Source organism: Bradyrhizobium rifense, from assembly GCF_008123425.1.
GTDB classification, from domain to species: Bacteria; Pseudomonadota; Alphaproteobacteria; order Rhizobiales; family Xanthobacteraceae; genus Bradyrhizobium; species Bradyrhizobium rifense.
In genome coordinates, this window is sequence record NZ_VSSS01000109.1 from 1 (window position 1) to 23,219 (window position 23,219).

The window sequence follows — 23,219 nt, forward strand, 5'->3', positions numbered from 1 at the left end:
TTTTACACGACCAAGACCCTTAGCGGAAGTTTGCTCTAGCCGGAGCCAACCTGTCGTGCTCTTAATTCAGGACTGGCTTTATCTTTGGCCGCGCGGTCGCTTACTTCGTAGCGCGCTAACCCCGTGGAGTCGCAGCCATGGTGCAGAATCTCATAGCCGGATTTGTCGTAGTGGCTTTGATTATCATGGGCGTGCTTGCTTATGCCCAGAAACATGAAGGGTGCTTGCGTGGGCGCTCGCTCCAAACCTTCCAGCCCTGCGGATCAATCGGCTCTGACATATAGCGCTGCCCGCGACGCCGCGGCTTGCCTCGCGAGACTGTGTTTCAACAGCCTAGGTCTGGTTGTGGCCGCAACGCCCCCCGACGATTCTCCTCTGCGCGTTGCTTTCAAGAGCACAGCGGACATCAGGCCCGCCTAATCTGAGCCACAAGAGCGCGCTCGGCTCTGCTCGGCAAGATCGAGGAGAGCCTCGACCTGATCCAGGCCAGCGAAGACGCGAACGCCAAGCATAGAATCGCCCGCGCGTGGTGCCAGCCCCGTCATCCTGAGGTGCGAAGCGCGCGATGAGAAGCATCGCGCGGGGAGCCTCGAAGGATGAACGGCCTCGATGCAACCGGGCCGTCGCCCTTCGAGGCTTGCCCAGCTGCGCAATGCGCCGCAGGGCAAGCACCTCAGGGTGACGGGGATGGGTCCAAGTCGCCTTGTCTACGCCGTCACTTCGCGAACGACCGCGTCGGCGGCAAATGCAGCGCCCAGGCGTCGACCTTGTCGCTCGCGCGCGGATAGATCTCGGTCACGATCGGATCGTGGCCGGGAATATAGCGGTCGGGATGGCCGGCGAGACGTTCGATCGTCTCCCAACCAACGGCCATGTCGCCGACATTGTAGACGATCGGGAATGGGTTGCGGCGCTGCAGATTGGCGTAGTAATGCGCGGCGTCGGACGCCAGCACCACCGGACCGCGCGCGGTCTCGACCTTGACCACCTGCAAGCCGTCCGAATGGCCGCCGACACGATGCACGGTGACACCGGGTGCAACCTCGCCGTCGCCGGAATAGAAATTGACGCGCTCGCCATAGACGTGGCGCACCATCTGGGTGACGTGCTCGACCGAGAACGGATGTCGCAGCAGTCCGTTGCACATGCAGCGGCCCGTGGCGTAAGCCATCTCGCGCTCCTGGAGATGGAATCGCGCATGCGGGAAGCGGTCGAGATTGCCGGCGTGATCGTAATGCAGATGCGTCACGATAATGTCGCGGATGCTCGACGCGGCGACGCCAAAACGCTCCAGCGCATCGACCGGATTGAGCGTCAGCTTGCGTGCGCGCGAGGTCGCCTCCTCGGCATTGAAGCCGGTGTCGACCAGAATCTCGCGGCCCTGCCCGCGGATCAGCCAAACGAAGTAGTCGAGATCCTGCGCCGCGCTGTCATGCGGGTCGGGCGCCAGGAAATTCATGCTGGGGGTGCGCGGCGACATGGTCGCATAGCGCAGGGCGTAGATTTCGTAGGCGTTTCCCATGACTTTGATCCCGGCTTTTGCTTTTCTGAGTGGACCTGCCGCGCACCAAGCCATTGCCCACCGTAAAGGTCAAACGTCTGAGCCTGCGGTGGACGCAGGGTGCAATGTGAGACCAATCACATTTTCGTCGCGAGTACCGGCCTAACATGACGGCCGGAACCCTGAACGAGAACGCGTCGAGGAGAACCGTGACCGCAGATTTATTCCCCTTGCGAGCTGCTTGTGCGTCGCGGTCAATTGTCGCGATAGTGCCGAATCTCCAAGCGGTTGACGCCCCCACTCGCCGGTTTGATAATGCACATTGCGTAAGTTAAGGTCGCCGCGGCGCAAGCTGGGAACGGCGCCTTTTTGGCTGGACCGCGCTGACTATGAAAATTCGCCTGCTTTTTCTTCTGCCCTTACTTGTCTCGCTCATCCCGGCCGCGCCGTCGCACGCGGCCGGCGACCGCTATGCGCTGGTCATCGGCAATGCCAAATATCCGGACGCGGACAGCCCGCTGAAGGAGCCGATCAACGACACCCGCGACGTCGCCGACGAGCTCAAGCGCGACGGCTTCTCGGTCGATGTCGGCGAGAACCTCACCGGCGACGGCATGCGCCACGCCTTCGACAAGCTCTATGGCAAGATCAAGCCGGGCTCGGTGGCGCTGATCTTCTATAGCGGGTTCGGCATCCAGTCGGCGCGCCAGAGCTACATGATCCCGGTCGACGCGCAGATCTGGACCGAGTCCGACGTCCGTCGCGACGGTTTCAGCATCGAAGCGATCCTGGGCGAGCTCAACACCCGCGGCGCCGGCGTCAAGATCGCGCTGGTCGACGCTTCCAGGCGCAACCCGTTCGAACGGCGGTTCCGCAGCTTCTCGGCGGGCCTGACCCCGGTCATCGCCCCGAACGGCACGCTGGTGATGTATTCGGCGGCGCTGGCGTCGGTGGTATCGGACGCCGGCGGCGACCACAGCCTGTTCGTCCAGGAACTGCTCAAGGAAATCCGTGTCCCCGACCTGATGGCGGAGGAAACGCTGAACCGCACCAAGATGGGCGTCACCCGCGCTTCGCGCGGCGAGCAGGTGCCGTGGATCTCGTCCTCGCTCGCCGAGGATTTCTCGTTCATTCCGGGTGCCGCTGGATCGCGCCCGACGGCGACCACCCCGCCACCGGCGCCTCCCGCACCGCCGCCGGTCGCCAACAACCCGCCTCCGGCTCCGCCAGCCCCGCCAGCACCACCCGTGGCCGCGAACAATCCGCCGGCGCCGCCTGCACCTTCGTCACCGCCGCCGGCACCGAAGCCGCAGGTTGAGGCCGCGCTGCCTCCGCCGCAGCCGCCGGCTAAACCGGCGGACCCAGCCCCGGCGCCGAACGCGGATGGCGGGCCGAGCGCGGCCGCGCTGGCTGAAGATCCCACGATCAAGGGCCTGACGGCCAAGATCGCCTCCAATCCGGACGACGTGAATGCGCTGTACCGGCGTGGCCAAGTCTATGCCAGCAAGGGGGCCTACAGCCTCGCCATCAGGGATTTTGACGACACGCTCCGGATCAATTCGAAGGACGTCGAGGCGCTGAACAACCGCTGCTGGACCCGTGCCGTGATCGGCGACCTCCAGGGCGCGCTGAAGGATTGCAACGAGGCGCTGCGGCTGCGGCCGAACTTCGTCGATGCGCTGGACAGCCGTGGGCTGGTGAACCTCAAATCCGGGGCGGCGAAGAACGCCATCGCCGATTTTGACGCCGCGCTGAGGATCAACCCGCGCCTGACCTCCTCGCTCTATGGGCGGGGCGTGGCGAAGCAGCGCAACGGCTCAGCCCAGGAGGGCGCGGTCGACGTCGCCAATGCCAAGGCGATGGACCCGAACATCGTGCAAGAATTCGCAAGTTACGGAGTGCGTTGATATTTTTTTTGATTTGAGGCCGACGGCGCCTCGAACCCGCGGCGGTCCGGCAAGACTAACAGAACGGATGCCGCAGGCGGCCTTGCCGTGGGGCCATTTGCAGGAATTTTGGAACCGCGCGGGCTCGCGCAGGAGGGACTGGCAATGAGATTGGCTGCAAAGGGACTGACCGCGATCATTTCCGTCATTACCATCGGCGCGGCGCTGTCGCTGACGCTCCCGCCGGCCTTCGCAGGCGATGACGGTAACAGCAAGAACGTCACCGAGGACGAGATCGTCCGCGCGCTGGCGCCGGCGCCGAAGAAGCCCCTGACCCGCGGCCTCTCGATTGCCCCTCAGGCCGATCCGGCGCCGAACCCGGCGGAAACCAAGCTGATCCAGTCCGTCCGCGGCCGCGCCACGCGCTCGCTGTCGTCGACCGAGCGTGAGGAGATCGCCTCCGCCGCCAAGGACAAGCCGAATATCGATCTCGAAATCACCTTCGACTACAACTCGGCCGATATCAGCTCCAAGTCGCTGCCTTCGGTGCAGGCGCTGGGCCGCGCACTGACCAGCCCCGATTTGAAGGGCTCGACGTTCGTGGTCGCCGGCCACACCGACGCCGCCGGCGGCGAGGGCTACAATCAGGAGCTGTCGGAACGCCGCGCGGATTCGATCAAGCGCTACCTCGTCGAGAAGTACAGCATTGCCGCCACCGACCTCGTCACCGTCGGCTATGGCAAGAGCAAGCTGAAGGATCCGAACCAGCCGATGGCGGAGGTGAACCGCCGCGTGCAGGTCGTGAATATGGAAAACAAGACCACCGCATCGAAGTGACCACGACGTAATCCGTTGAAGTGCCAAGTCGTGATGTGGTGTAAAGTCCTGCTCCCAGCGCGCGTCCCGCAGCCCTGCGGGACGCCGCTTCGTTTCAGGGAAACGATCCCAGCAACCCCGAGCCAGGCCAGGATGATCCGGCGATGAACATCTCCGAATATCTCAAGCCTGCGGGAACCGTGGCGTTCATCATTGCGCTCGGCGTCGGTTATTACTGGTTCGAGCATCGACATCGCCCCGAGGCGAAGGAGACGCCGGGCGAGGCGCTCGTCATCGTGACGAAGTCGACCAATGCCTGTTTCTCCGATCTGGTGCGGGTCACCGGCTTCTTCGTGCCGCGGCGCGAGGCCGTGGTCATGGCCGACCAAGAAGGATCGAAGGTCACCGACATCTTCGTCACTGAAGGCGCGGTCGTCACCGACAACCAGGAGCTGGCGCGCCTGACGGCGCCGCCGCAGATCCCGGGTCAGCCGCAACGACCGGGCCCGCAAGGCCCGATCTCGCTGAAGGCACCCGCGCCTGGTCTCATCACGGAAGTGCGGACCATTGTTGGTGCGCCGGCCTCGCCGCAGGCCGGACCGATGTTCCGCATCGCCGTTAGCGGCGAGATCGAGCTGGATGCGCAGGTCCCGGCCGTGCACATGCCAAAACTCAGCCCCGGCGCGACGGTACGGATCAGCCGGGATGACGCCGCCGACCTGATCGGCCGGGTCCGGCTGGTTGCACCCGAGATCGACCGCGCGACGCAGCTCGGCCGTGTCCGCATCAGCGTCACCAACAATCCATCACTGAAGGTCGGCGTGTTTGCCCGTGCCTCGATCGACGCCAAGCGAAGCTGCGGCGTCGCGGTTCCCAAGACGGCGATCGACCATCTCACCGTGCAGGTGGTCAAGGGCAATACCGTCGAGACACGCCGGGTGCGCGTCGGGCTGACATCCGACAGCCAAACCGAAATCCTTGAGGGGGTCGACGTCGGCGAAATCGTCGTGGCCGACGCCGGCTCTTCGCTCCATGACGGCGACCAGATCAAGACCATGTTCGCCGATGAACTCGATCGCACGCGGGTACGCTGATGGCTCTCAATATCTCGGCATGGTCGATCCGTAATCCACTGCCGTCGGTGGTGTTTTCGATCATCCTCCTGATCCTCGGCTGGACCTCCTTCAGCAAGCTCGCGATCACGCGACTGCCCTCTGCCGACATTCCCGTGATCTCGGTCGCGGTGGCGCAGTTCGGCGCCGCCCCGGCAGAACTCGAATCCCAAGTCACCAAGACGGTTGAAGACGCCGTCTCCGGCGTCGAGGGCGTGCGGCACATCACCTCCTCGATCACCGACGGCGTTTCGGTCACCACCATCCAGTTCGCGCTGGAGACCAACACCGACCGCGCACTGAACGACGTCAAGGACGCGGTGACGCGCGTGCGCTCGAACCTGCCGCAGAACGTCACCGAGCCGCTGATCCAGCGCGTCGACGTGATCGGCCTGCCGATCGTCACCTATGCCGCGATCTCGCCCGGCAAGACGCCGGAGCAGCTCTCTTATTTCGTCGACGACGTGGTCAAGCGCGCGCTGCAAGGCGTGCGCGGCGTCGCCCAGGTCGAGCGCATCGGCGGTGTCGAGCGCGAGATACTGGTCTCGCTCGATCCCGACCGCCTGCAGGCGATGGGGCTGACTGCCGTCAATGTCAGCCAGAGCCTGCGCGGCACCAATGTCGACGTCGCCGGCGGCCGCGCCGAAATCGGCAAGAACGACCAGGCGATCCGGACCCTGGCCGGCGCCAAGACGCTGAGCGACCTCGCCGGCACCATGGTCCCCCTGTTCGGCGGTGGTGAGGTCCGTCTCGACGATCTCGGTACCGTCACCGACACCATCGCCGACCGCCGCACCTTCGCCCGCTTCAACGGCGAGCCGGTGGTCGCGCTCGGCATCAAGCGCTCCAAGGGCGCCAGCGACGTGAAGGTCGCCGAAGCCGTGCAGAAGCGCATCGACGCCCTCAAGGCCGCCTATCCCGACGTCGACCTCAAGCTGATCGACACCTCCGTCGAATACACCAACGGCAATTACGAGGCGGCGATCTCGACCCTGTTCGAAGGCGCCATCCTCGCCGTGGTCATCGTGCTGTTGTTCCTGCGCGACCTGCGCGCCACCATCATTGCCGCGGTCTCGCTGCCGCTGTCGATCTTCCCGGCGTTCTGGGCGATGGACATCCTCGGCTTCTCACTCAACCTCGTCAGCTTCCTCGCCATCACGCTGTCGACGGGTATCTTAGTCGACGACGCCATCGTCGAAATCGAGAACATCGTACGGCACATGAACATGGGCAAATCGCCCTACCGTGCCGCACTGGAAGCCGCCGACGAAATCGGCCTCGCCGTGATCGCGATCTCGCTGACCATCATCGCGATCTTCGCGCCCGCGAGCTTCATGTCGGGCATCGCCGGACAGTTCTTCAAGCAGTTCGGCATCACCGTCTCGGTGCAGGTGTTCTTCTCGCTGCTTGCGGCACGCTTCGTGACGCCAATGCTGGCGGCCTACTTTCTCAAACATAGCAATCACGAGGAGCCGCCGCCGGGCCGGGTGCTGCGAGGCTATCACAAGCTCGTCTCGTGGTCGGTGAAGCACTATTTCATCACCGTGATGATCGGCTTCGGCATCTTCGCCGCCTCGATCTGGAGCATCACGCTCCTGCCGCAGGGCTTCCTGCCGGCGCAGGACAGCGCCCGCTCGCTTCTGGCGCTCGAGCTGCCGCCGGGCACGCAGCTCTCCTATACCGAAAAAGTCACCGAAGACATCGTCGCACGCCTGCGCAAGCGGCCCGAGGTAAAGAGCATCTTCGTCGACGGCGGGCGCGTCCCGCCGGGCACCCAGGAAGTCCGGCGCGCCGCCCTGATCATCAATTACACGCCCAAAAACGACCGCAACATCACCCAGCGCGAGCTCGAATTCTCGATCAGCCAGGAGCTGGAGAACGTTCCCGATATCCGCTTCTGGTTCCTGGACGAGAACGGCCTGCGCGCGATTTCGCTGGTTGTGACCGGTGTCGACCCCAACATCGTCAACAACGTCGCCAGCGAGCTCGCGACGCAGATGAAGCGGATTCCGACCATCTCCAACGTGATCTCGGAAACCTCGCTGGAACGTCCCGAACTGCGCATCGAGCCGCGCGCCGATCTTGCCGCGCGACTCGGCGTCTCGACCGAAAGCCTGTCGCAGACCATCCGTGTCGCGACCATCGGCGACGTCGGTCCGGCGCTCGCCAAGTTCGACGTCGGCGACCGTCTGGTGCCGATCCGCGTGCAGCTCGAGGACGCCGCGCGCGGCAATCTCAAGACACTCGAGCAGTTGCGCGTGCCGCTCGGCGAGCATGGCGAGAAGGGCGGCGTGCCGCTCTCCGTCATCGCCGACGTCAAGCTCGACCAGGGTCCGACCAGCATCAACCGCTACGACCGCGAGCGACAGGCCACCGTTGCCGCCGACCTCGTCGGCGCCGCGGCGCTCGGCGATGCCACCAAGAAGATCTACGACCTGCCGGTCATGAAGAGCCTGCCGAAGGGCGTGAAGGTCTCACCCTCCGGCGACGCCGAAAGCCTCAACGAGCTGTCCGACGGCTTTGCCACTGCGATCACGGCCGGCCTGATGATGGTGTATGCGGTGCTGGTGCTGCTGTTCGGTACCTTCCTCCAGCCGATCACCATCCTGTTCTCGCTGCCGCTCTCGATCGGCGGCGCCATCGCCGCCCTGCTCGTCACCGGCAAGCAGCTCACCACGCCCGTGTGGATCGGCATCCTGATGCTGATGGGCATCGTCACCAAGAACGCGATCATGCTGGTGGAATTCGCGATCGAGGCGATCCGCGACGGCAAGCCGCGCGACGAGGCGATGATCGACGCCGGCATGAAACGCGCCCGCCCGATCGTGATGACCACGATCGCGATGGCCGCCGGCATGATGCCGAGCGCGCTCGCGGTCGGCGCCGGCGGCGAGTTCCGCTCGCCGATGGCACTCGCGGTGATCGGCGGCCTGATCTTCTCGACCATCCTGTCGCTGGTGTTCGTGCCCGCGATGTTCATGGTGATGGACGACCTCGGCGCCCTGATCTGGCGCTTCGGCAAGCGGCTGATCGTGCACAGCGACGATGCGGAGACCGACGGTCATCACGAGGCTGCGGAGACGGTGCCGGCGCCGAAGAGCATCGTGCATCCGGCGGCGGAGTAGACCGAGCCCGGTAGCGGAAGTCGTCGTAGCGAAGTGAAACTCTTCGCCGCGACCGCTTGATCCTACTCGTTCCGCGCGATCGCCGTCAGCTTGGTCATGTTCCGCAGCAGGATGCGGCCGCGCTGGAGATCCAGGATCGCTTCCTTGCGCCAGGCCTGAAGCTGGCGGTTGACACTCTCGCGGGCGGCGCCGACGAAGACGCCGAGCTGTTCCTGCGAGATGTGCACCTCGGAACCGAAATCGGCGGCGAGCGCGCAGAGCCGCCGCGCCAGCCGCACCGGCAGCGGCTGCAGCATGGATTCCTCCATGCGCTCGCTCTGCCAGCGGATGCGCTGGCACAAGAGCGCGATGATCTTGATCGCGACCTTGGGCTCGCGCTCGAGGAAGGCGAGGAAGTCTTCGCGCCGCAGCACGAACAATTCGCTCACCTCGCCGGCGGTCGCGTCCGCGGTGCGGCTTTGGCCGTCGAGCACCGCGACCTCGCCGAACAGATCGCCCGGCCCCATGAAGTTCAGCGTCAGCCGGCTGCCGTCGGAGGCGCCGGTCTCGATGCGGACCTGGCCGCGGCGCACGCCGTACAGCGCGTCGCCCGCATCGCCCTTCTGGAACAGCACCTCGCCATTCCCCAGATGCTGGGTGTGGCAGAGGTTGGACAGCCGCTGGAGTTCGTCCGTCCCGAGGTCGGCGAACATGGCATTCATTTTCAGAATGACCGCAAATTCGGCCTGCTTGCTCATTTCAACGTCCTTGTGAATTTACTCGTCAATTTCCTGGGCAAATCGCTTGGAAGCATCGTCGTCAGAATCGCGTAAAACCGCGCCGGGGAAGTGTGTCATAAGTCACATAACTTTGCAGCACCTCCCGACTAATTTTAGCCGCTTGGAGCGGCTTCCCGTCCCGGGATAAACTCAGGCGTGAAGGACGGGCAATCTGCCGGATTCGACGCCGCTCGTCCGTCGTTGGAAAGTCGACATGAGAGCAGTGAAATTCGTCGGCGCAGCTTTGGTCGCCGTCATCGTCGTGATCGCGCTCCTGCTGGTGATCGGGATCCCCTCGGGCTTCCTGACCGCGACGATTGCCTCCCGCGTCGAGCAGGCGAGCGGCTATCGCCTGTCGATCGACGGAACCACCAAGATCAGCCTGTGGCCGACGCTGAACGTCACGCTGAACGACCTCACGCTCCAGGACCCCAAGGACCGGAGCGGCATCACGCGCGTGACGATCGACAGCGTGCAGGCCGACATGTCGCTCGCAAGCGTGTGGTCGGGTCACCCGAAGATCAGCGAGATCGACGTCACCCATCCGGTGCTGTACCAGCCGCTGCTGCGCGAGCGCCTGCCGAACGCCGATGCATCGCCGAAGCCGCTTGCGCTCGACATAGACGGCGCGACCATCGACCGCGTCAAGATCATCAACGGCGAAGTCGTATTCTCGCGCGTTCGCGATCGCGTCGACGGCCGCATCAGCGCGATCAATGCCGACGCCGTCATGGGCCGCGACCGCAAGGTCAATGTCGCCGGCACCGCGCGCGTCGGCGAGCACCCGACCAAGTTCGACATCAAGGCGACCACCCCGGCGCCGCCGGTCGAACGGCAGACCATCCCGGTGGATTTTGCCATCGATATGCCCGACGTGCTGAAGTCTCAGCTCGCCGGCCATGCCGAGCTGCGGCTCAACGGCGCGGTCGTGATGGTCAACGGCGTCAACGGCACGCTCGGCGACGGCGCCTTCAACGGCTGGGCCTCGGTCGATATCGCGAGCAAGCCGCTGGTGAAGGTCGACCTCGACTTTCAGCGGCTCGCGATCCCTCTGGCGAAATCGCCTGACGGTGCGGCCGGACAGCCCTGGAGCGATGCGCCGATCGACGTGTCCGGACTCAATTATGTCGACGCGCAGATCAGGGTCTCGGCCAACGAAGCCGTCATCGGCGACGCCCGTCTTGCGCCGCTGGCGCTCGATGCAAAACTCGCCGGCGGTATCTTGAAGGTGGGCACAGCGAATCTCGGCGCCTATGGCGGCCAGGTTTCGGGCGAGGTGATCCTGGATGCGACCAGCGGCGCGCCGAGCTTTGCGATGCATTCCGACCTCCTCGGCGTGCGCGCGCTGCCGCTGCTGCAGGGCCTTGCCGAATTCGACCGGATCGACGGCAAGCTGCAAGCCAAGCTCGCTTTGCGCAGCGCCGGCACCAGCCAGCGCGCGCTGATGGCGAACATGCAGGGCACGGCCTTCGTCAGTCTCCAGGACGGCGCGATCCGCAGCATCAATGTCGCGCAGATGATCCGCTCGCTGACGTCGGGCACGCTGTCGGGCTGGCAGGACAGCGAGGCCCAGAGCACCGACCTGTCGCAGCTCTCGGCATCCTTCCGCATCGACAAGGGCCAGGCGGTGACGACCGATCTCAATCTGATCGGGCCGCTGGTGCGCGTCACCGGCGCCGGCACCATTGCGCTCGACACCAAGATGATGGGTTTTCGCGTCGAGCCGAAACTGGTGATGACGACCGAAGGCCAGGGCCGCACCGCCGATCCCGTCGGCTTCGGCATTCCCGTGATGATTACCGGCGCGTGGTCGCAGCCGCGGATCTATCCTGACATGGCCGGCATGCTCGACAATCCGGATGCCGCCTATGCGAAGTTGCGCGAGATGGGCAAGGGCCTGTTCGGACCGGATGGCGCCGGGCTCGGCAACATCCTGAACAGTTTTGGCCTCGGCGGGGCCGCCGCCCCAGGTGGCGGCAACGCGGCCGGCAACACCAATCCGCAAGCCCAGCAGCCGGGGCAAGGACAAGGGCAGAACAATCCGCTCGGCGGCCAGCTCGGCGAGGCGATCGGCAATCTGATCCAGCAGGGGCTGTCGAGCGGCGCCGGAAACGGCACCGGCCGAAGCCGCAGCCTGCCCGGCGCATCGGCTACCCCGGCCCCCCAGGCTTCGCCGACCCCTCCGACCCAGGACCCGCCTGAGGCGCAGCAGGATAGCCAGCCGATGAACGACGTGATGCGGCAGCTGTTTAATCGATGATTGGCGGACCAAGGCGGCGAACTCCGCGCGCAGCCTTACACCGCCTCGTCACACAGTTCTTCCTCCGAACGGAGGAGACGGCCTGCCTGCTGCGGCAATTCACCACCCTGCCGCCACCCACGTCCCCTGCGGGTAACCACACCCGCCCCTTGCTGGTCCCTTGCCGGTCCAAAAGCCCAAATTGTGGTAGAACAGCCGCGGGGCCCGTACGGCCCATAGCGCCGGCGTCGGTCGCGGCGCAAGAGGATCCGGATGGCGGGAGCGAAAGACAAGACCTGGTTTCTGCGCGAGGGCCTGTTCGCCAAATATGTCGTCTCCCTCGTCGGCCTCGTCGTGTTCGTGCTCGCCGTCAACGGCGCGATGGAGACCTGGATCTCCTATCGCGCCACCAAGACCTCGCTGACCGACGGGCTCGAGGACAAGGCGCAGGCCGCCGCAAGGCGCATGGAGCAGTCCGTCTCCGAGCTCGAACGCCAGATCAGCTGGGTGACGACGGCAAGCCGGGACACGCTGGAGAAGCGCCGTGCCGATTACGCCCAGCTGCTGCAGCAGGTCTCCGTCGTCTCACAGCTATTCCAGCTCAACGGCGACGGCCACGAAGTGCTGCGCGTCTCGCGCCAGTCGACCACGACCGGCAGCAATGCCGACCTCGCCCGCGACATGCGCTTCACTGACGCGGTGGCGCGCGGGGTCAGCTATTCGGCGGCCAGTTTCGTCGATCAGAAGCCGGTGATGTCGATCTCGGTGGCGCATTCCGGTTTCAATGCCGGCGTCACGGTGGCCGAGATCGATCTCAGCTTCCTCTCCGACCTCCTGTCCGACGCCCAGGTCGGCAAGGCCGCCTTCGCTTATGCGGTCGACGCACGCGGCCGCGTGCTGGCGGCCTCGTCGAAGGGGCCCGATGTCGGCAAGGACCTGTCGAAACTGCCGCAGGTCGCGGCGGCGATCGCGCCCGGCCGTGAGCCCGAGACGTCAGGCACCGACTTCAACGGCCATTCTGTTTTGACTGCTGCGAGCACCGTACCAAAACTTGGCTGGAGCGTGCTGTTCGAGCAGCCGACCGTGCAGGCGCTGACGCCGATCCGCGACCAGCTCGTCCGCATCGCGCTGCTGATCGGCATGGGCCTGCTGGTCGCGATCCTCGCCGGCACGCTGCTGGCGCGCCGCATGATCATCCCAATCACGGCGCTGCGCGACGGCGCGCACAAGCTCGGCGAAGGCGACTTCAGCCACCGCATCGACGTGCACACCTCCGACGAGCTGGAAGAGCTCGCCGGCCAGTTCAACCGCATGGCCGGCCAGCTCCAGGAGACCTACACGGACCTCGAAACAAAAGTCGAAGAGCGCACCCGCGACCTCGCGCAGTCGATCAACGAGCTGAAGGTGCTGGAAGAGGTCGGCCGCGCGGTCGCCTCCTCGCTCGACCTCAACGCCGTGCTGCCGACGATCGCCGCGCGTGCGCTGGAGATCAGCCACGCCGATGCGGTGCTGATCTACGGCTATGACGCCGAGCAACACCGCTTCAACCTGGTCGAGGCCGACGGCATCGACAAATCGGTCGAGGGCGCCCATGTCACGATCGACGAAGGCGAGAACATTTTGAGCGAGGCCGCCGCGCGCGGCGAGCCGATCGCGATTGCCGATCTCGATCACGCCGCCGGGCAGCCGCTGCGCGACGTCGCCGTCGATGCCGGCTTCCATTCGGTGCTGGTGGTGCCGCTGGTCGACCAGCAGGGCACGCTCGGCTCGCTCGTGGTGCTGCGCCGCTTAAGCGGCGCGTTCGAGGGCAGCCTCACCGGCCTGATGCGCACCTTCGCCAACCAGGCGGTGCTGGCGATGCGCAATGCGCGCCTGTTCACCGAGGTCGACCACAAGAGCCACGCGCTCGAGACCGCGCACGAGACCGTGCGCGCCCAGGCCGACAAGCTGCGCGAGCAGACCGAGCAGCTCAAGGACTGGAACAAGTCGCTCGAAGAGCGCGTCGAGACCCAGCTCAGTGAGATCGAGCGTATCCGCAAGCTCGAGCGTTTCCTGGCGCCGCAGGTGGCGCAGCTGATCGCCTCCTCCGACAGCCCCGAGGGGCTGCTCACCAGCCAGCGCCGCGAAGTGACGGTGGTGTTCTGCGATCTGCGCGGCTTCACCGCATTCACGGAAGCGACCGAGCCGGAAGAGGCGATGAACGTGCTGCGCGAATATCACGCAGCGCTCGGCAAGCTGATCTTCAAATATGAGGGCACACTCGACAAATATGCCGGCGACGGCGTGATGATCCTGTTCAACGCGCCGATCCAGTTCGAGGACCACACCACACGCGCCGTGAAGATGGCGGTGGAGATGCGCGACACGATCGGCCCGCTGACCGAGCGCTGGCGCAACCGCGGACACAGCCTCGGCTTCGGCATCGGCATTGCGCTCGGCTATGCTACGCTCGGCCAGGTCGGCTTCGAGCAGCGGCTGGAATATGCCGCGATCGGCAGCGTCACCAACCTCGCCTCCCGCCTCTGCGGCGAGGCCCTCGCCAACCAGATCGTGGTGAGCCGCCGCGTCTACGGCATGGTCGAGCAATCCGTCGAGGCCCGCGCGCTCGACGATCTCCAGCTCAAGGGTTTTAATCATCCCGTGCTGGCGATGGAGATTTTGTCCTGGCACGAGGAAGTCAACAATTTGGTGGATGCCTCCGCGGCGCGGCGGAGAGGCTGACCTCCAACACAAAAGTCGAAAACAACCCCATGCACAGTAGCCAAGGCACTGGCGGCGTTGCGAATCTTCGTGACCTCTACGGATTTTAAGAAATTACCTTTGACACGTCGGGCAAAACACCGGCATGATGGCATCATCGGGCGTTTGCGCCTGATCCCACCAAGCTCTGATGTGCTTGCTCGTCGGGTCAACTGATCCGACGACTACCTTTCCATTGCAACCCTGACCTCGCCCACGAACCACATCCCTTCTCGCCGCGACTAACCCTCGCCTCAACGGCGAGACTGGAATTCGAATGGGAGAGACCCGTGGCGTTTGCGTCACCTTCGCGTGCCTATGATTTGCAGATGCTGGACCGTCCCACTGAGCGTGCGCGCGACCATGGCTGGGTCTATGGCCTGCCGCCGGGCATCGAGAGCGAGCAATGGCCGCTCGATCCCGTGACTGGATTCCCGCTGATGCACGGCTTTACGCTGAAGCTGCCGGACGACTACCGCGTGCATGGCGACGATATTGTCGCGGTGTCGTTCTTTGCGACCGCGCCTGACCACAATGATGGCGGCGCGCCCGATGATCCCGAGATCCGCGAAGCGGTAGCGGCACGGCCCTCGCATCCGCGGCTGTCCCGCATGACCGACATTCTCGATTACGAATATGCCGCGCTGCTGCTGACGGCACGCGAATATGACGGCGCATTCGCAACGCCACCGGCGCCACTTGCGCTTGCCACCGCCGACCGGCCGCGCTGGTTCGACGTCGGCGGCGCCAGCGCCTTCTTCGAGGCCGCCGCGCCCTACGCGAAGAAGATGTTCGCCGCCCCGCCGCGCACCGACCTCGCCGAGAACCGCGCGATTGCGCTTGTCCCGCGCGCGACCGATCCCAACGCCGGCAAGGGTCCGCAGGACGAACACACCAGGCGCAAGGCGCCGACCGGCTATCAGCCGTTTTACTACTACGCCGGCGGCGTGCCGAGCCGCGACAATTTCCGCCTGCACGATTGGGGCAAGGACCACGCCCCAAATCATCTCGGCGGCACCATGCGGCCCTGCCAGGCCGTGCCGGAGATGAGCCCGTTCTACATCGAGTTCGAGGAATATTTCGGCGGCTACAATTTTGGTGGCGGCAATGCGCAGCTCGATTTCGGGGACATGAAGTTCGACTGGGCGTGCGGGTAGCGCCTCAATACCGCTCTTCCCTCCCCCTTGCGGGTCGCCACAAGGGGAAGGCAAGCGCCCCCTCACTGCAGGGTCAAAAACTCCACCCAGTTCGGCTTCTTGCCGGTGGCGTAGGATTTCAGCTTGCTGAGCGCGCCGCTGCTCTGGTCGATGGCGTAGACGGTCATGCCGTCGGATAGCTCGCCGACCGCGGCGAGGTAGCGGCCGGTCGGATCGATGTTGAAGCCGCGCGGCTGCTTCTCGGTCGGCACGCTGCCGATCGTGGTCAGCTTGCCGCTTGATGCATCGACCTTGTAGGCGGTGAGCGTGTTGGTGGTGCGCTCGGAGGCGTAGAGGAAGCGGCCGTCCGGGGTGATGTGGATGTCGGCGGCCCAGGGTTTGCCGCTGAAGCCCTCAGGCAACGCAGTCGTGCGCTGGATCTCGCCCCAGGCCCCGCTCCTGGCTTCATAGCTATAGGCTGCGACGTCGCCGTTCAGCTCGTGGATGAGATAGACGAACTTGCCGTTGGGATGGAACACGAAGTGCCGCGGCCCGGATTTCTCCGGCGTCTTGATCGACGGCGGATCGCTCGGCGCCAGCGTGCCCGCAGCGGCATCGAACGCAAAGCTCAGCACCTGGTCGGAGCCGAGATTGGTCGCGAACACAAAACGGTTGTCGGGCGCGGGCAGGAAGGCGTGTGCGTTCAGCCCGGTCGGGATCACCTGCTTCGGCTCGCCGACGACGCCGTTCGCTTGCAGCGGATTCAGCGCGACCTTGTTGCCGCCATAGGAGGCGCTGAACAGCACCTTGCCGCCGCGGTCGGTAGCGATGTTGGCCATGCTGTCGGCGAGCGGCCCGTTGCCGATATGGCTCAGCTGACCCGTCTTGGGATCGATCGCAAAGCTCACCGCGAGGAACGGCTGCGAGCGGATTCCGGCGATCAGCACGCGATGGTCCGGCGTGATCGCGAGCGGAGTCGAGGCGCCAGCCTTTTCAACGCCGGTGAAGGCGGCGGTCTGCACCGGTGTCATCTCGCCGCTCTCGGCGATCTTGAACACGCTGATGTCGTTGCTGTCGGCATTGCCGACATAGGCGAAGGTTTCGGCCATGCCGGCACGGACTCCGGAAACGAGGGCAAGGGTGCTGACAAGAGCGGTGAAGAGTGTGGTGGCGATCGCCGCGCGGTGTGCGGGGCGTGTCGGTCTGATCATGGGCCGTCCTCCTTGAGCCGGTTTGGCTTGTCGTTTTGCGGCAGAGGATAGCGGCTGGTGTTCCCTTGCACCAAATTCCAATTGGGATTGATCGATGCTGAAATGGTATCGGTTCGGTTATGGGCGCTAGCGCACCGCGGCCGTCAGGTCGCGCGAGGGCAGATGCGGGCCGGCCGGATGGTCGGGCGGACCGAGCAAAGTCCAGACGGCGACGGCCACCAGGGCCGAGGTCAGGATGGTCCAGGCGACCAGTTGTTTGCGCATCAGGCCAAATCCGTCCATCGAAGGTTCGGCCATCCTGCACTGCAAAAGGCGGCAACCGTATGAACTCGTTCACAGCCGAATAGCGCGCGCGTAAATTACGAACCATTGCCGGCCGCGTGCATTGACCCGGCATGCCCCGCGAAAACGACCTCGAAGGCGAACCTGACATGGGCGGCAAGCATGGCGGCCAATCCGGCCAGCCCAAGCCCCCGCCGCGCCCGCGTGAAGGCCCGCGAGATGAAGACGTCGTGGCAAAGCGCCACACCGGTCAAACCCATCAAACCGATCGTAAGGCCTCGCCGACCAACACCAGAAAGCGCTAAGCTTTGCCTGCTATTGCTTAAGGCCCCGGCCACGGGATCTCCAGGGAACGGCAGCCTTGTCTCGCCGTTACTCCGGTCTCGCGGGCGGAGGACGCCAAAACGGAGGCTGACAAACGGAGGCTGGAAGTGTTTTGGATTTATTGGGACACCGCCTGGTCGCTGATCATCAGCGGTATCATGTTCACCACCATCGTCACGCATCCGGACGCCGAGTTCGTCGAGATCCAGGCCGCCAGACGGACGAAATGAGCCGCGCGACCTGAGGCAGCTATCGTCCCCAGCCACAAATTGGGCCTGGTGCGCGCGCCGGACGCGCCCGTGGGCGCGTGTGGTGAACCAAATCTTAGGGGCAGGCCGGTATTTTTCGGCATCTTTTTCAGCGATCCGGCGCACCCCATGGCATTGTTCGGCAATCCCTCCATCCGCTCGGTTCTCGGCGCCATTATCGGCGTCCTTTGCCTATTCCTGATCGGGCAGCTCGCGACCGGGCTTTTTGGTGCGATCGAGCGGAACGGCGCCGCGCAGAAGGTCGAGCGCTTCGCCAGCACCGACCAGCAGCTTTTCACGGCCCTGCTCGGCTTCCGCATCGAACGCGGCACCTTCCTGTCGGCGCTGGTTGCCGAGGAGCCGGCCGCCGCCAGTGCCGACGATCGGATCGCCACCAACCGGCAATTGTCGGAAACCGCCTATAAGAGCGTGCTCGAACGGCTCGATGGCGTATCCGATGCCCGTCTGACCGGTGCCCTGAGCAAGCTCGTTGCGCTCCATGATGCGCTTGTGCCGCTGCGGACGAAGGCAGAAGCCCTCATCCACCAGCCGAAGGCGGCACGCGATACGAAGGCGGCCGACGAGTTTCGGAAAGCGGCGCAGGACTATCTCGACTCCCTGTTCGTGCTGACCTCCGAGCTGGAGAACGCACTGAAGCTGACCGATCCCGTGGTCGATCACCTCCTGGGCGTGAAGCAGTCGGCCTGGGCCGCGCGCAATTTCGGCGGCCTCGTCGCCATTCGCCTGGAAGCCGCGGGCGCCGCCGCAAAGCCCTGGACGGCCGTCGACATCGTCGGGGCGGCCGAGGATACCGGTCGTGCCAGGCAGGCCTGGAGCCAGGTGCTGGATGCGGCAGGCCGCGCCGACGCCCCCGCGAACCTCATCGACGTGATCACGCGCTCGAAGCAAAGCGATGCCACCGCCATGATCGAGCGCCAGCAAGGCCTCATCAAGGCACTGAGCAACAACCAGACGATCGACATCAAGGGCGTGGAGCTCGCCAAGCTCAACACCGCCATCCTCAATTTCTACGTCGAGGCCGGCCACGCCGCGCTTGCCGAAATGGTCGCCCGCGCCGGGCAGCAGATGACATCGGCGAAATGGAGCCTGGCGCTCAATGGCGGGATGATGCTGATCGCGCTCGCTATCACATTGTTCGGCTTCATCCTGGTGAACCGCCGCGTCAGCGCGCCGATCCGCAAGCTGACGCAGGCGATGCGCTCGCTTGCCGAGCGTGATTATGCGATCGAGCTCGCGGGCATCGAGCGCGGCGACGAGATCGGGGAAATGTCGCGCGCGGTGTCGGTGTTCAGGGAGAACATGATGACCGGCGATCGCCTCGCCGAGGAGCAATCGGCAGAGCAGGGCCGGAAAGAACGGCGCCAGCTCGCCGTCGACGGGCTGATCCAACAGTTCGAGAAGACCGTCACGGAATCGCTGCACACGCTGGCCTCGGCCTCCGGCGAGCTCAACGCCACCGCGCAGTCGATGTCGTCGACCGCCGAGCAGGGTTCGTCCAAGGCAGCCTCGGTCGCGAGCCTGTCCGGCGATGCCTCCTCCAACGTGCAGACGGTTGCGGCGGCGACGGAAGAGCTCTCGGCCTCGATCACCGAGATCAGCCGTCAGGTCGCGGAATCCTCCAGCATTGCAGGTGCCGCCGCCAGCGAAGCCGATCGCACCAATACCGAGGTGCAGGCGCTGGCCGATGCCGCCCAGCGCATCGGCGACGTCGTTGCGCTGATCACGGGCATTGCCGAGCAGACCAATCTGCTCGCGCTCAACGCCACCATCGAGGCGGCGCGCGCGGGCGACGCCGGCCGCGGTTTTGCGGTGGTCGCGTCCGAGGTGAAGAACCTCGCGACCCAAACGGCGAAGGCGACCGAGGAAATCACCGGCCAGGTCGCTGCGATCCAGGGCGCGACCAAGTCGTCGGTGACCGCGATCCAGTCGATCGGCACCACCATCCAGCGCGTCAACGAGATCGCGGCTGCCATCGCGGCCGCCGTCGAGGAGCAGGGTGCCGCAACGCGCGAGATCGCGCGCAACGTGCAGCAGGCCTCGCAAGGCACCAACGAAGTCTCGCGGCACATCTCCGGCGTGTCGCAGGCCGCAGGGCAAACCGGTGCAGCCGCCGGCGAGGTGCTGGATTCGGCCAAGATGCTGGCGCGCCTGTCGGACGATCTCAAGCGCGACGTCGACCGCTTCGTCGGCGATCTCCGGGCGGCGTAGAGTCAGGTCCGTAGGGTGGGTTAGCCCTGCGGCTGCGCGCAGCGCAGTCCGCCGGCGTAACCCACCACTGTTCGTCTCCGCGAAGGCAGAAGAGGTGGATTACGCCTTCGGCTAATCCACCCTACTAAGCGTGGGCGAAATCACTGCATCATCGCGGCTGCGATCTTCTCCGCCGACATCAACACCGGAAAATTGGTGTTGGCGCATGGCACCACCGGGAAGATCGAGGCATCGACGACGCGCAGGCCCTGGATGCCTTTGACCCGGCCCTGGGCATCGACCACCGCCATCGGATCGTCGGCCCGGCCCATACGGCATGAGCACGAGGCGTGCCACACGCCGATGGTGGCCTTGCGCACGAAGGCTTCCAGCGCCTCGTCGTCGTTGATCACGTCATCGAAGGTGAAACCTTCGACCACGAAATTGTCGATCAGGTAGTGGCGCAGCGCCGCCGGTCCATCCATCAGGGTCGCGGCGATCTGGGTCAAAATCCTGTTCCTGGTGTTGACCACGCCAATCTTGCGGACCTTGTCGGTATAGGCGGCCGGGAACGGCTTGTCGGTCACCGCCTTCACGATGTCGCTCATCTGAATGGCCGCCATCTTGCGGAAGCCGCTCATCAGGCGATCGAGGTCGCGGCGGTCGGACAGCAGATTGAACTCGACGATCGGCTCGGCTCCCGGGTCGCGCGAGGCGAGCTTGACCTGTCCGGTCTCGGAATAGGTCTTGTTGACGAAGGTGAGCAGCGAGCCGATCTGCGTGCCGACCGCGTGCCAGGCCGATTTACTGAGCACGATGACGAACATGTCGCCATTCGGCACACCCGGCAGCCCCGACGAATAACGCAGGCCAAGCTGCATGTGCCGCCTGGTATGCTCGTTCATGCGCGCGCCGCGGCGGACGAACGACGACAGCGAGATCGAGGGATGATCCATCAGGCGTTGGCCGACGCCCGCGAGCCCCATCAGCACCGGGATGCCCATATCCTTGAGGTGGCCGACCGGGCCGATGCCGGCACGCAACAGATGCGCCGGCGAATGGATGGCGCCGCTGGAGAGGATGATCTCGCGTCCGCGGAATTCCTGCTCGCGACCGTCGACGACAGCTTTTACGCCGACGCATTGCGTGCCTTCGAACAACAGCTCTCTCACCTGCGTGTTGGTGGAGATCGTCAGGTTCGAACGCTTGCGGGTGTCGCGATCGAGATAGCCCATCGCGGCCGAGACGCGCTGCTCGGCCTGGTTGGAATGCGTCACCGGAAAATAGCCGTCGACGAATTCGCCGTTCTGGTCGGCGACGAAGGGATGGCCGGCTTGATCGAAGGCGTCGGCGAAAGCCTGCGAATGCCGGGTCCAGTGCTCGCGCGGAATGCGGCGCACGGGAATGCGGCCGTCCTTGCCGTGATACGGTCCATCGAAATCGAGGTCGCGCTCGACCCTCTTGAAGAACGGCAGCACGTCGTTCCAGGTCCAGCCCTCGGCACCCCGCGCGTCCCATTCGTCGTAATCGGTCGGTGCGCCGCGATTGGCCATCTGGCCGTTGATCGAGGAGCCACCGCCGAGCACGCGCGCCTGCTCGTATTTGCGCAACGGCGGGGGCGCTTCGTTTGGATTGTTGTGGCTGACGACCTGGGTCGTGACCTTCAATTCCGTCCAGTGGAAGCGAGGATCGAAATAGGCGGTGCCCGGATAGCTGTCCCTGATTTCGGCCGGCTCGTTGCCGGGTGGTGTGTCCTGTCCGGCTTCGCACAGCAGGACCTTGTTGGCGCTCCTGGCGGAGAGCCGGTGGGCCAGCACGGACCCCGCCGAGCCGCCGCCCACGATAATGTAGTCGTACACGATTGGCGTTTCCTCTTGTTCTTGTCCCAAGAGGGTAGCGTGGTTTGATCGCGAGGTCACCTCGGCTGAATTTCGCCTAGCGGTTTGCCTTGAAAGCCTCCCAAGCCGTGCATCCGCATAAAGAGCTCGCGCAGGATCAGCACAGTCCAACGATCACCCACGACGCTCTCGGAGCGGGCGACGGGCAAAGTGTTTGGTCAGCCAGGTTGTCTTTCATCGGCTTCATCACGCTTTCTTCATCCGGCAGCGCTGCGGCGCGCCGCCACGGCACACGGCGATCATGAAAGACGGAGCGGCGAACACGATGCAAATTGGCCGGACTGGTACGCCGACCACATCATCCACGAACAGACCGGCCAGAAATTGCCCGAGTAGATTCCATGCAATCAGCCACATGGCTGCTCAAGGAGGCGACAATGGATACGATCGACAATGACAGGCGCAGGCTGCTGATCGGCGCCGCCATCGGGTTTGCTGCCACGAGTGCCACGAGCCTCCTTTCGGTTCGTCCGGCGCCGGCCGCCACCGCCGGCGAGATTCGTCCCTTCCACATCGATATTCCCGAAGCGGATCTTGTCGACCTTCGCCGGCGTCTGGCGGCGACCCGCTGGTCGGACAAGGAGACGGTGGCCGACGATTCCCAGGGGGTGCCGCAGGCGATGCTCCAGGAGCTCGTCCGTTACTGGCAAGCCGATTACGACTGGCGGAAGGTCGAGGCGCGGCTGAACGCGCTGCCGCAATTCACCACCGAGATCGATGGTCTCGACATCCACTTCATCCATGTTCGCTCGAGGCATCAGAACGCCCTGCCGATGATCGTGACCCATGGCTGGCCCGGCTCGGTCATCGAGCAGATGAAGATCATCGATCCCCTCACCAACCCGACGGCGCATGGCGGCAGCGCGGAGGATGCCTTCCACCTCGTGATCCCCTCGATGCCTGGTTATGGATTCTCGGGCAAGCCGACCACGACCGGTTGGGATCCGCAGAGGATCGCACGCGCGTGGGTCGTGCTGATGAAGCGTCTCGGCTACGAGAAGTTCGTCGCACAGGGCGGCGATTGGGGCTCGCCCGTCTCGAACGAGATGGCCAAGCTCGGCGCCCCGGAGTTGATCGGCATCCACGTCAATCTGCCCGGCGTCGTTCCGCCGGAGATTCTCAAGGCCGTGGCGTCGGGCGAGCCTGCCCCGGCCAATCTGTCGGATGAGGAGAAGCACGCCTTCGCCCAGCTCATGGTTCAATTCACGAAACGCCGCGCCTACGCGCAGATCATGGGCACGCGCCCGCAAACGCTCGCAGCCCTGACGGATTCCCCGGCCGGTCTTGCGGCCTGGCTGCTCGACCACGGCGACGGTTATGCCCAGCCGGCCTCGGCGATGCAGGCCGCGGTGCTCGGGCACGCGGTCAACGGATACTCAGCCGGCGCGCTGACACGCGACGACGTGCTGGACAACGTCACCCTGTACTGGCTGACCAACAGCGCGATCTCTTCGGCGCGGCTGTACTGGGAGAACAAGGCCAATCTCTATCTGCCGGCGAATGTCGAGATACCGGCCGCCGTCACCGCGTTTCCCGGCGAGAGTTTCGTGGCACCGCGGAGCTGGGCCGAGAAGGCCTATCACAAGCTGATCTACTTCCATCAGGCCGAGGCCGGCGGACATTTCGCGGCGTGGGAGCAGCCAGGGATTTTCAGCAGGGAGGTTCGCGACGCGTTCCGGCCTCTCCGAAGCCCAAGTTGAAGACACCGGCGCGCAGCGAGCCGCCCTCGTGCGGGG

17 protein-coding genes are annotated in these 23,219 nt (G+C 65.0%); 10 read left to right on the top strand and 7 right to left on the bottom strand.

The window, feature by feature from the left end; translation table 11 throughout:
* Positions 1-715: 715 nt before the first annotated feature.
* Positions 716-1,522 carry an N-acyl homoserine lactonase family protein gene (locus FXB40_RS46445; protein ID WP_187437600.1) on the bottom strand — a complete coding sequence of 269 codons (807 nt, stop codon included), beginning with the start codon at positions 1,520-1,522 and terminating at the stop codon, positions 716-718.
* A gap of 368 nt (positions 1,523-1,890) precedes the next feature.
* On the opposite strand from FXB40_RS46445, the gene FXB40_RS46450 reads away from it, so the two are divergent.
* The 4 genes from FXB40_RS46450 (at position 1,891) to FXB40_RS46465 (ending at position 8,440) form a co-directional block, all read left to right on the top strand.
* Entirely contained in the window at positions 1,891-3,408 is a 1,518-nt protein-coding gene (locus FXB40_RS46450) for a caspase family protein (protein WP_148778947.1), read from the top strand.
* Between the two features lie 144 nt (positions 3,409-3,552).
* The gene (locus FXB40_RS46455) at positions 3,553-4,224 is read left to right on the top strand and encodes an OmpA family protein (RefSeq protein WP_148778948.1); all 672 of its coding nucleotides are present in this window, start codon (positions 3,553-3,555) and stop codon (positions 4,222-4,224) included.
* Positions 4,225-4,367: 143 nt separating this feature from the next.
* Complete coding sequence (locus FXB40_RS46460; protein ID WP_148778949.1) at positions 4,368-5,297, top strand: RND family efflux transporter; 930 nt, start codon at positions 4,368-4,370, stop codon at positions 5,295-5,297.
* A complete protein-coding gene (locus FXB40_RS46465) occupies positions 5,297-8,440 on the top strand; it encodes an efflux RND transporter permease subunit (protein ID WP_148778950.1) in 3,144 nt (1,047 codons plus the stop codon). Before FXB40_RS46460 ends, FXB40_RS46465 begins: the two co-directional genes overlap by 1 nt.
* 62 nt (positions 8,441-8,502) lie before the next feature.
* Here the strand turns inward: FXB40_RS46465 and FXB40_RS46470 are convergent, their stop codons facing one another.
* The gene (locus tag FXB40_RS46470; protein ID WP_148778951.1) at positions 8,503-9,177 is read right to left on the bottom strand and encodes a Crp/Fnr family transcriptional regulator; all 675 of its coding nucleotides are present in this window, start codon (positions 9,175-9,177) and stop codon (positions 8,503-8,505) included.
* Positions 9,178-9,412: 235 nt separating this feature from the next.
* Between FXB40_RS46470 and FXB40_RS46475 the strand changes: the two genes are divergently transcribed.
* From FXB40_RS46475 to FXB40_RS46485, 3 genes are all read left to right on the top strand, one after another.
* Positions 9,413-11,458, top strand: coding sequence for an AsmA family protein (locus FXB40_RS46475; protein WP_148778952.1), 2,046 nt, complete (start codon positions 9,413-9,415; stop codon positions 11,456-11,458).
* A gap of 252 nt (positions 11,459-11,710) precedes the next feature.
* Positions 11,711-14,158, top strand: a complete 2,448-nt coding sequence (locus tag FXB40_RS46480) for an adenylate/guanylate cyclase domain-containing protein (protein WP_148778953.1) — start codon at positions 11,711-11,713, stop codon at positions 14,156-14,158.
* A 308-nt stretch (positions 14,159-14,466) separates the two neighbouring features.
* Positions 14,467-15,333 (top strand): hypothetical protein, encoded by an 867-nt coding sequence (locus FXB40_RS46485; protein ID WP_148778954.1) that lies wholly within the window; start codon positions 14,467-14,469, stop codon positions 15,331-15,333.
* A gap of 62 nt (positions 15,334-15,395) precedes the next feature.
* On the opposite strand, the gene FXB40_RS46490 is transcribed toward FXB40_RS46485, so the two are convergent.
* The 3 genes from FXB40_RS46490 to FXB40_RS48575 form a co-directional block, all read right to left on the bottom strand.
* On the bottom strand, positions 15,396-16,523 hold the full coding sequence (locus FXB40_RS46490; protein WP_148778955.1) for a lactonase family protein: 1,128 nt from the start codon (positions 16,521-16,523) through the stop codon (positions 15,396-15,398).
* 126 nt (positions 16,524-16,649) lie between these two features.
* The gene (locus tag FXB40_RS48570; RefSeq protein ID WP_210352245.1) at positions 16,650-16,787 is read right to left on the bottom strand and encodes a hypothetical protein; all 138 of its coding nucleotides are present in this window, start codon (positions 16,785-16,787) and stop codon (positions 16,650-16,652) included.
* Between the two features lie 95 nt (positions 16,788-16,882).
* Complete coding sequence (locus FXB40_RS48575) at positions 16,883-17,065, bottom strand: hypothetical protein (RefSeq protein ID WP_187437601.1); 183 nt, start codon at positions 17,063-17,065, stop codon at positions 16,883-16,885.
* Between the two features lie 171 nt (positions 17,066-17,236).
* Between FXB40_RS48575 and FXB40_RS50055 the strand changes: the two genes are divergently transcribed.
* Together FXB40_RS50055 and FXB40_RS46505 are read left to right on the top strand one after the other, a co-directional pair.
* Positions 17,237-17,359 carry a hypothetical protein gene (locus FXB40_RS50055; RefSeq protein WP_283813023.1) on the top strand — a complete coding sequence of 41 codons (123 nt, stop codon included), beginning with the start codon at positions 17,237-17,239 and terminating at the stop codon, positions 17,357-17,359.
* A 147-nt stretch (positions 17,360-17,506) separates the two neighbouring features.
* Positions 17,507-19,606, top strand: coding sequence for a methyl-accepting chemotaxis protein (locus tag FXB40_RS46505; protein ID WP_148778957.1), 2,100 nt, complete (start codon positions 17,507-17,509; stop codon positions 19,604-19,606).
* Positions 19,607-19,746: 140 nt separating this feature from the next.
* Here the strand turns inward: FXB40_RS46505 and FXB40_RS46510 are convergent, their stop codons facing one another.
* Positions 19,747-21,444 carry a GMC family oxidoreductase gene (locus tag FXB40_RS46510; RefSeq protein ID WP_148778958.1) on the bottom strand — a complete coding sequence of 566 codons (1,698 nt, stop codon included), beginning with the start codon at positions 21,442-21,444 and terminating at the stop codon, positions 19,747-19,749.
* Between the two features lie 225 nt (positions 21,445-21,669).
* Positions 21,670-21,840, bottom strand: a complete 171-nt coding sequence (locus FXB40_RS50640) for a hypothetical protein (protein ID WP_187437602.1) — start codon at positions 21,838-21,840, stop codon at positions 21,670-21,672.
* A 20-nt stretch (positions 21,841-21,860) separates the two neighbouring features.
* On the opposite strand from FXB40_RS50640, the gene FXB40_RS46525 reads away from it, so the two are divergent.
* Entirely contained in the window at positions 21,861-23,183 is a 1,323-nt protein-coding gene (locus tag FXB40_RS46525) for an epoxide hydrolase family protein (protein ID WP_246208375.1), read from the top strand.
* Positions 23,184-23,219 lie beyond the last annotated feature (36 nt).

Excerpts from the sequence above, each read along its gene's own strand:
- FXB40_RS46445 (WP_187437600.1), bottom strand. The coding sequence starts at position 1,522 with ATGGGAAACGCCTACGAAATCTACGCCCTGCGCTATGCGACCATGTCG.
- FXB40_RS46450 (WP_148778947.1), top strand. The coding sequence starts at position 1,891 with ATGAAAATTCGCCTGCTTTTTCTTCTGCCCTTACTTGTCTCGCTCATC.
- FXB40_RS46455 (WP_148778948.1), top strand. The coding sequence starts at position 3,553 with ATGAGATTGGCTGCAAAGGGACTGACCGCGATCATTTCCGTCATTACC.
- FXB40_RS46460 (WP_148778949.1), top strand. The coding sequence starts at position 4,368 with ATGAACATCTCCGAATATCTCAAGCCTGCGGGAACCGTGGCGTTCATC.
- FXB40_RS46465 (WP_148778950.1), top strand. The coding sequence starts at position 5,297 with ATGGCTCTCAATATCTCGGCATGGTCGATCCGTAATCCACTGCCGTCG.
- FXB40_RS46470 (WP_148778951.1), bottom strand. The coding sequence starts at position 9,177 with ATGAGCAAGCAGGCCGAATTTGCGGTCATTCTGAAAATGAATGCCATG.
- FXB40_RS46475 (WP_148778952.1), top strand. The coding sequence starts at position 9,413 with ATGAGAGCAGTGAAATTCGTCGGCGCAGCTTTGGTCGCCGTCATCGTC.
- FXB40_RS46480 (WP_148778953.1), top strand. The coding sequence starts at position 11,711 with ATGGCGGGAGCGAAAGACAAGACCTGGTTTCTGCGCGAGGGCCTGTTC.
- FXB40_RS46490 (WP_148778955.1), bottom strand. The coding sequence starts at position 16,523 with ATGATCAGACCGACACGCCCCGCACACCGCGCGGCGATCGCCACCACA.
- FXB40_RS48570 (WP_210352245.1), bottom strand. The coding sequence starts at position 16,787 with ATGCGCAAACAACTGGTCGCCTGGACCATCCTGACCTCGGCCCTGGTG.
- FXB40_RS48575 (WP_187437601.1), bottom strand. The coding sequence starts at position 17,065 with ATGGGTTTGACCGGTGTGGCGCTTTGCCACGACGTCTTCATCTCGCGG.
- FXB40_RS46505 (WP_148778957.1), top strand. The coding sequence starts at position 17,507 with ATGGCATTGTTCGGCAATCCCTCCATCCGCTCGGTTCTCGGCGCCATT.
- FXB40_RS50640 (WP_187437602.1), bottom strand. The coding sequence starts at position 21,840 with ATGTGGCTGATTGCATGGAATCTACTCGGGCAATTTCTGGCCGGTCTG.
- FXB40_RS46525 (WP_246208375.1), top strand. The coding sequence starts at position 21,861 with ATGGATACGATCGACAATGACAGGCGCAGGCTGCTGATCGGCGCCGCC.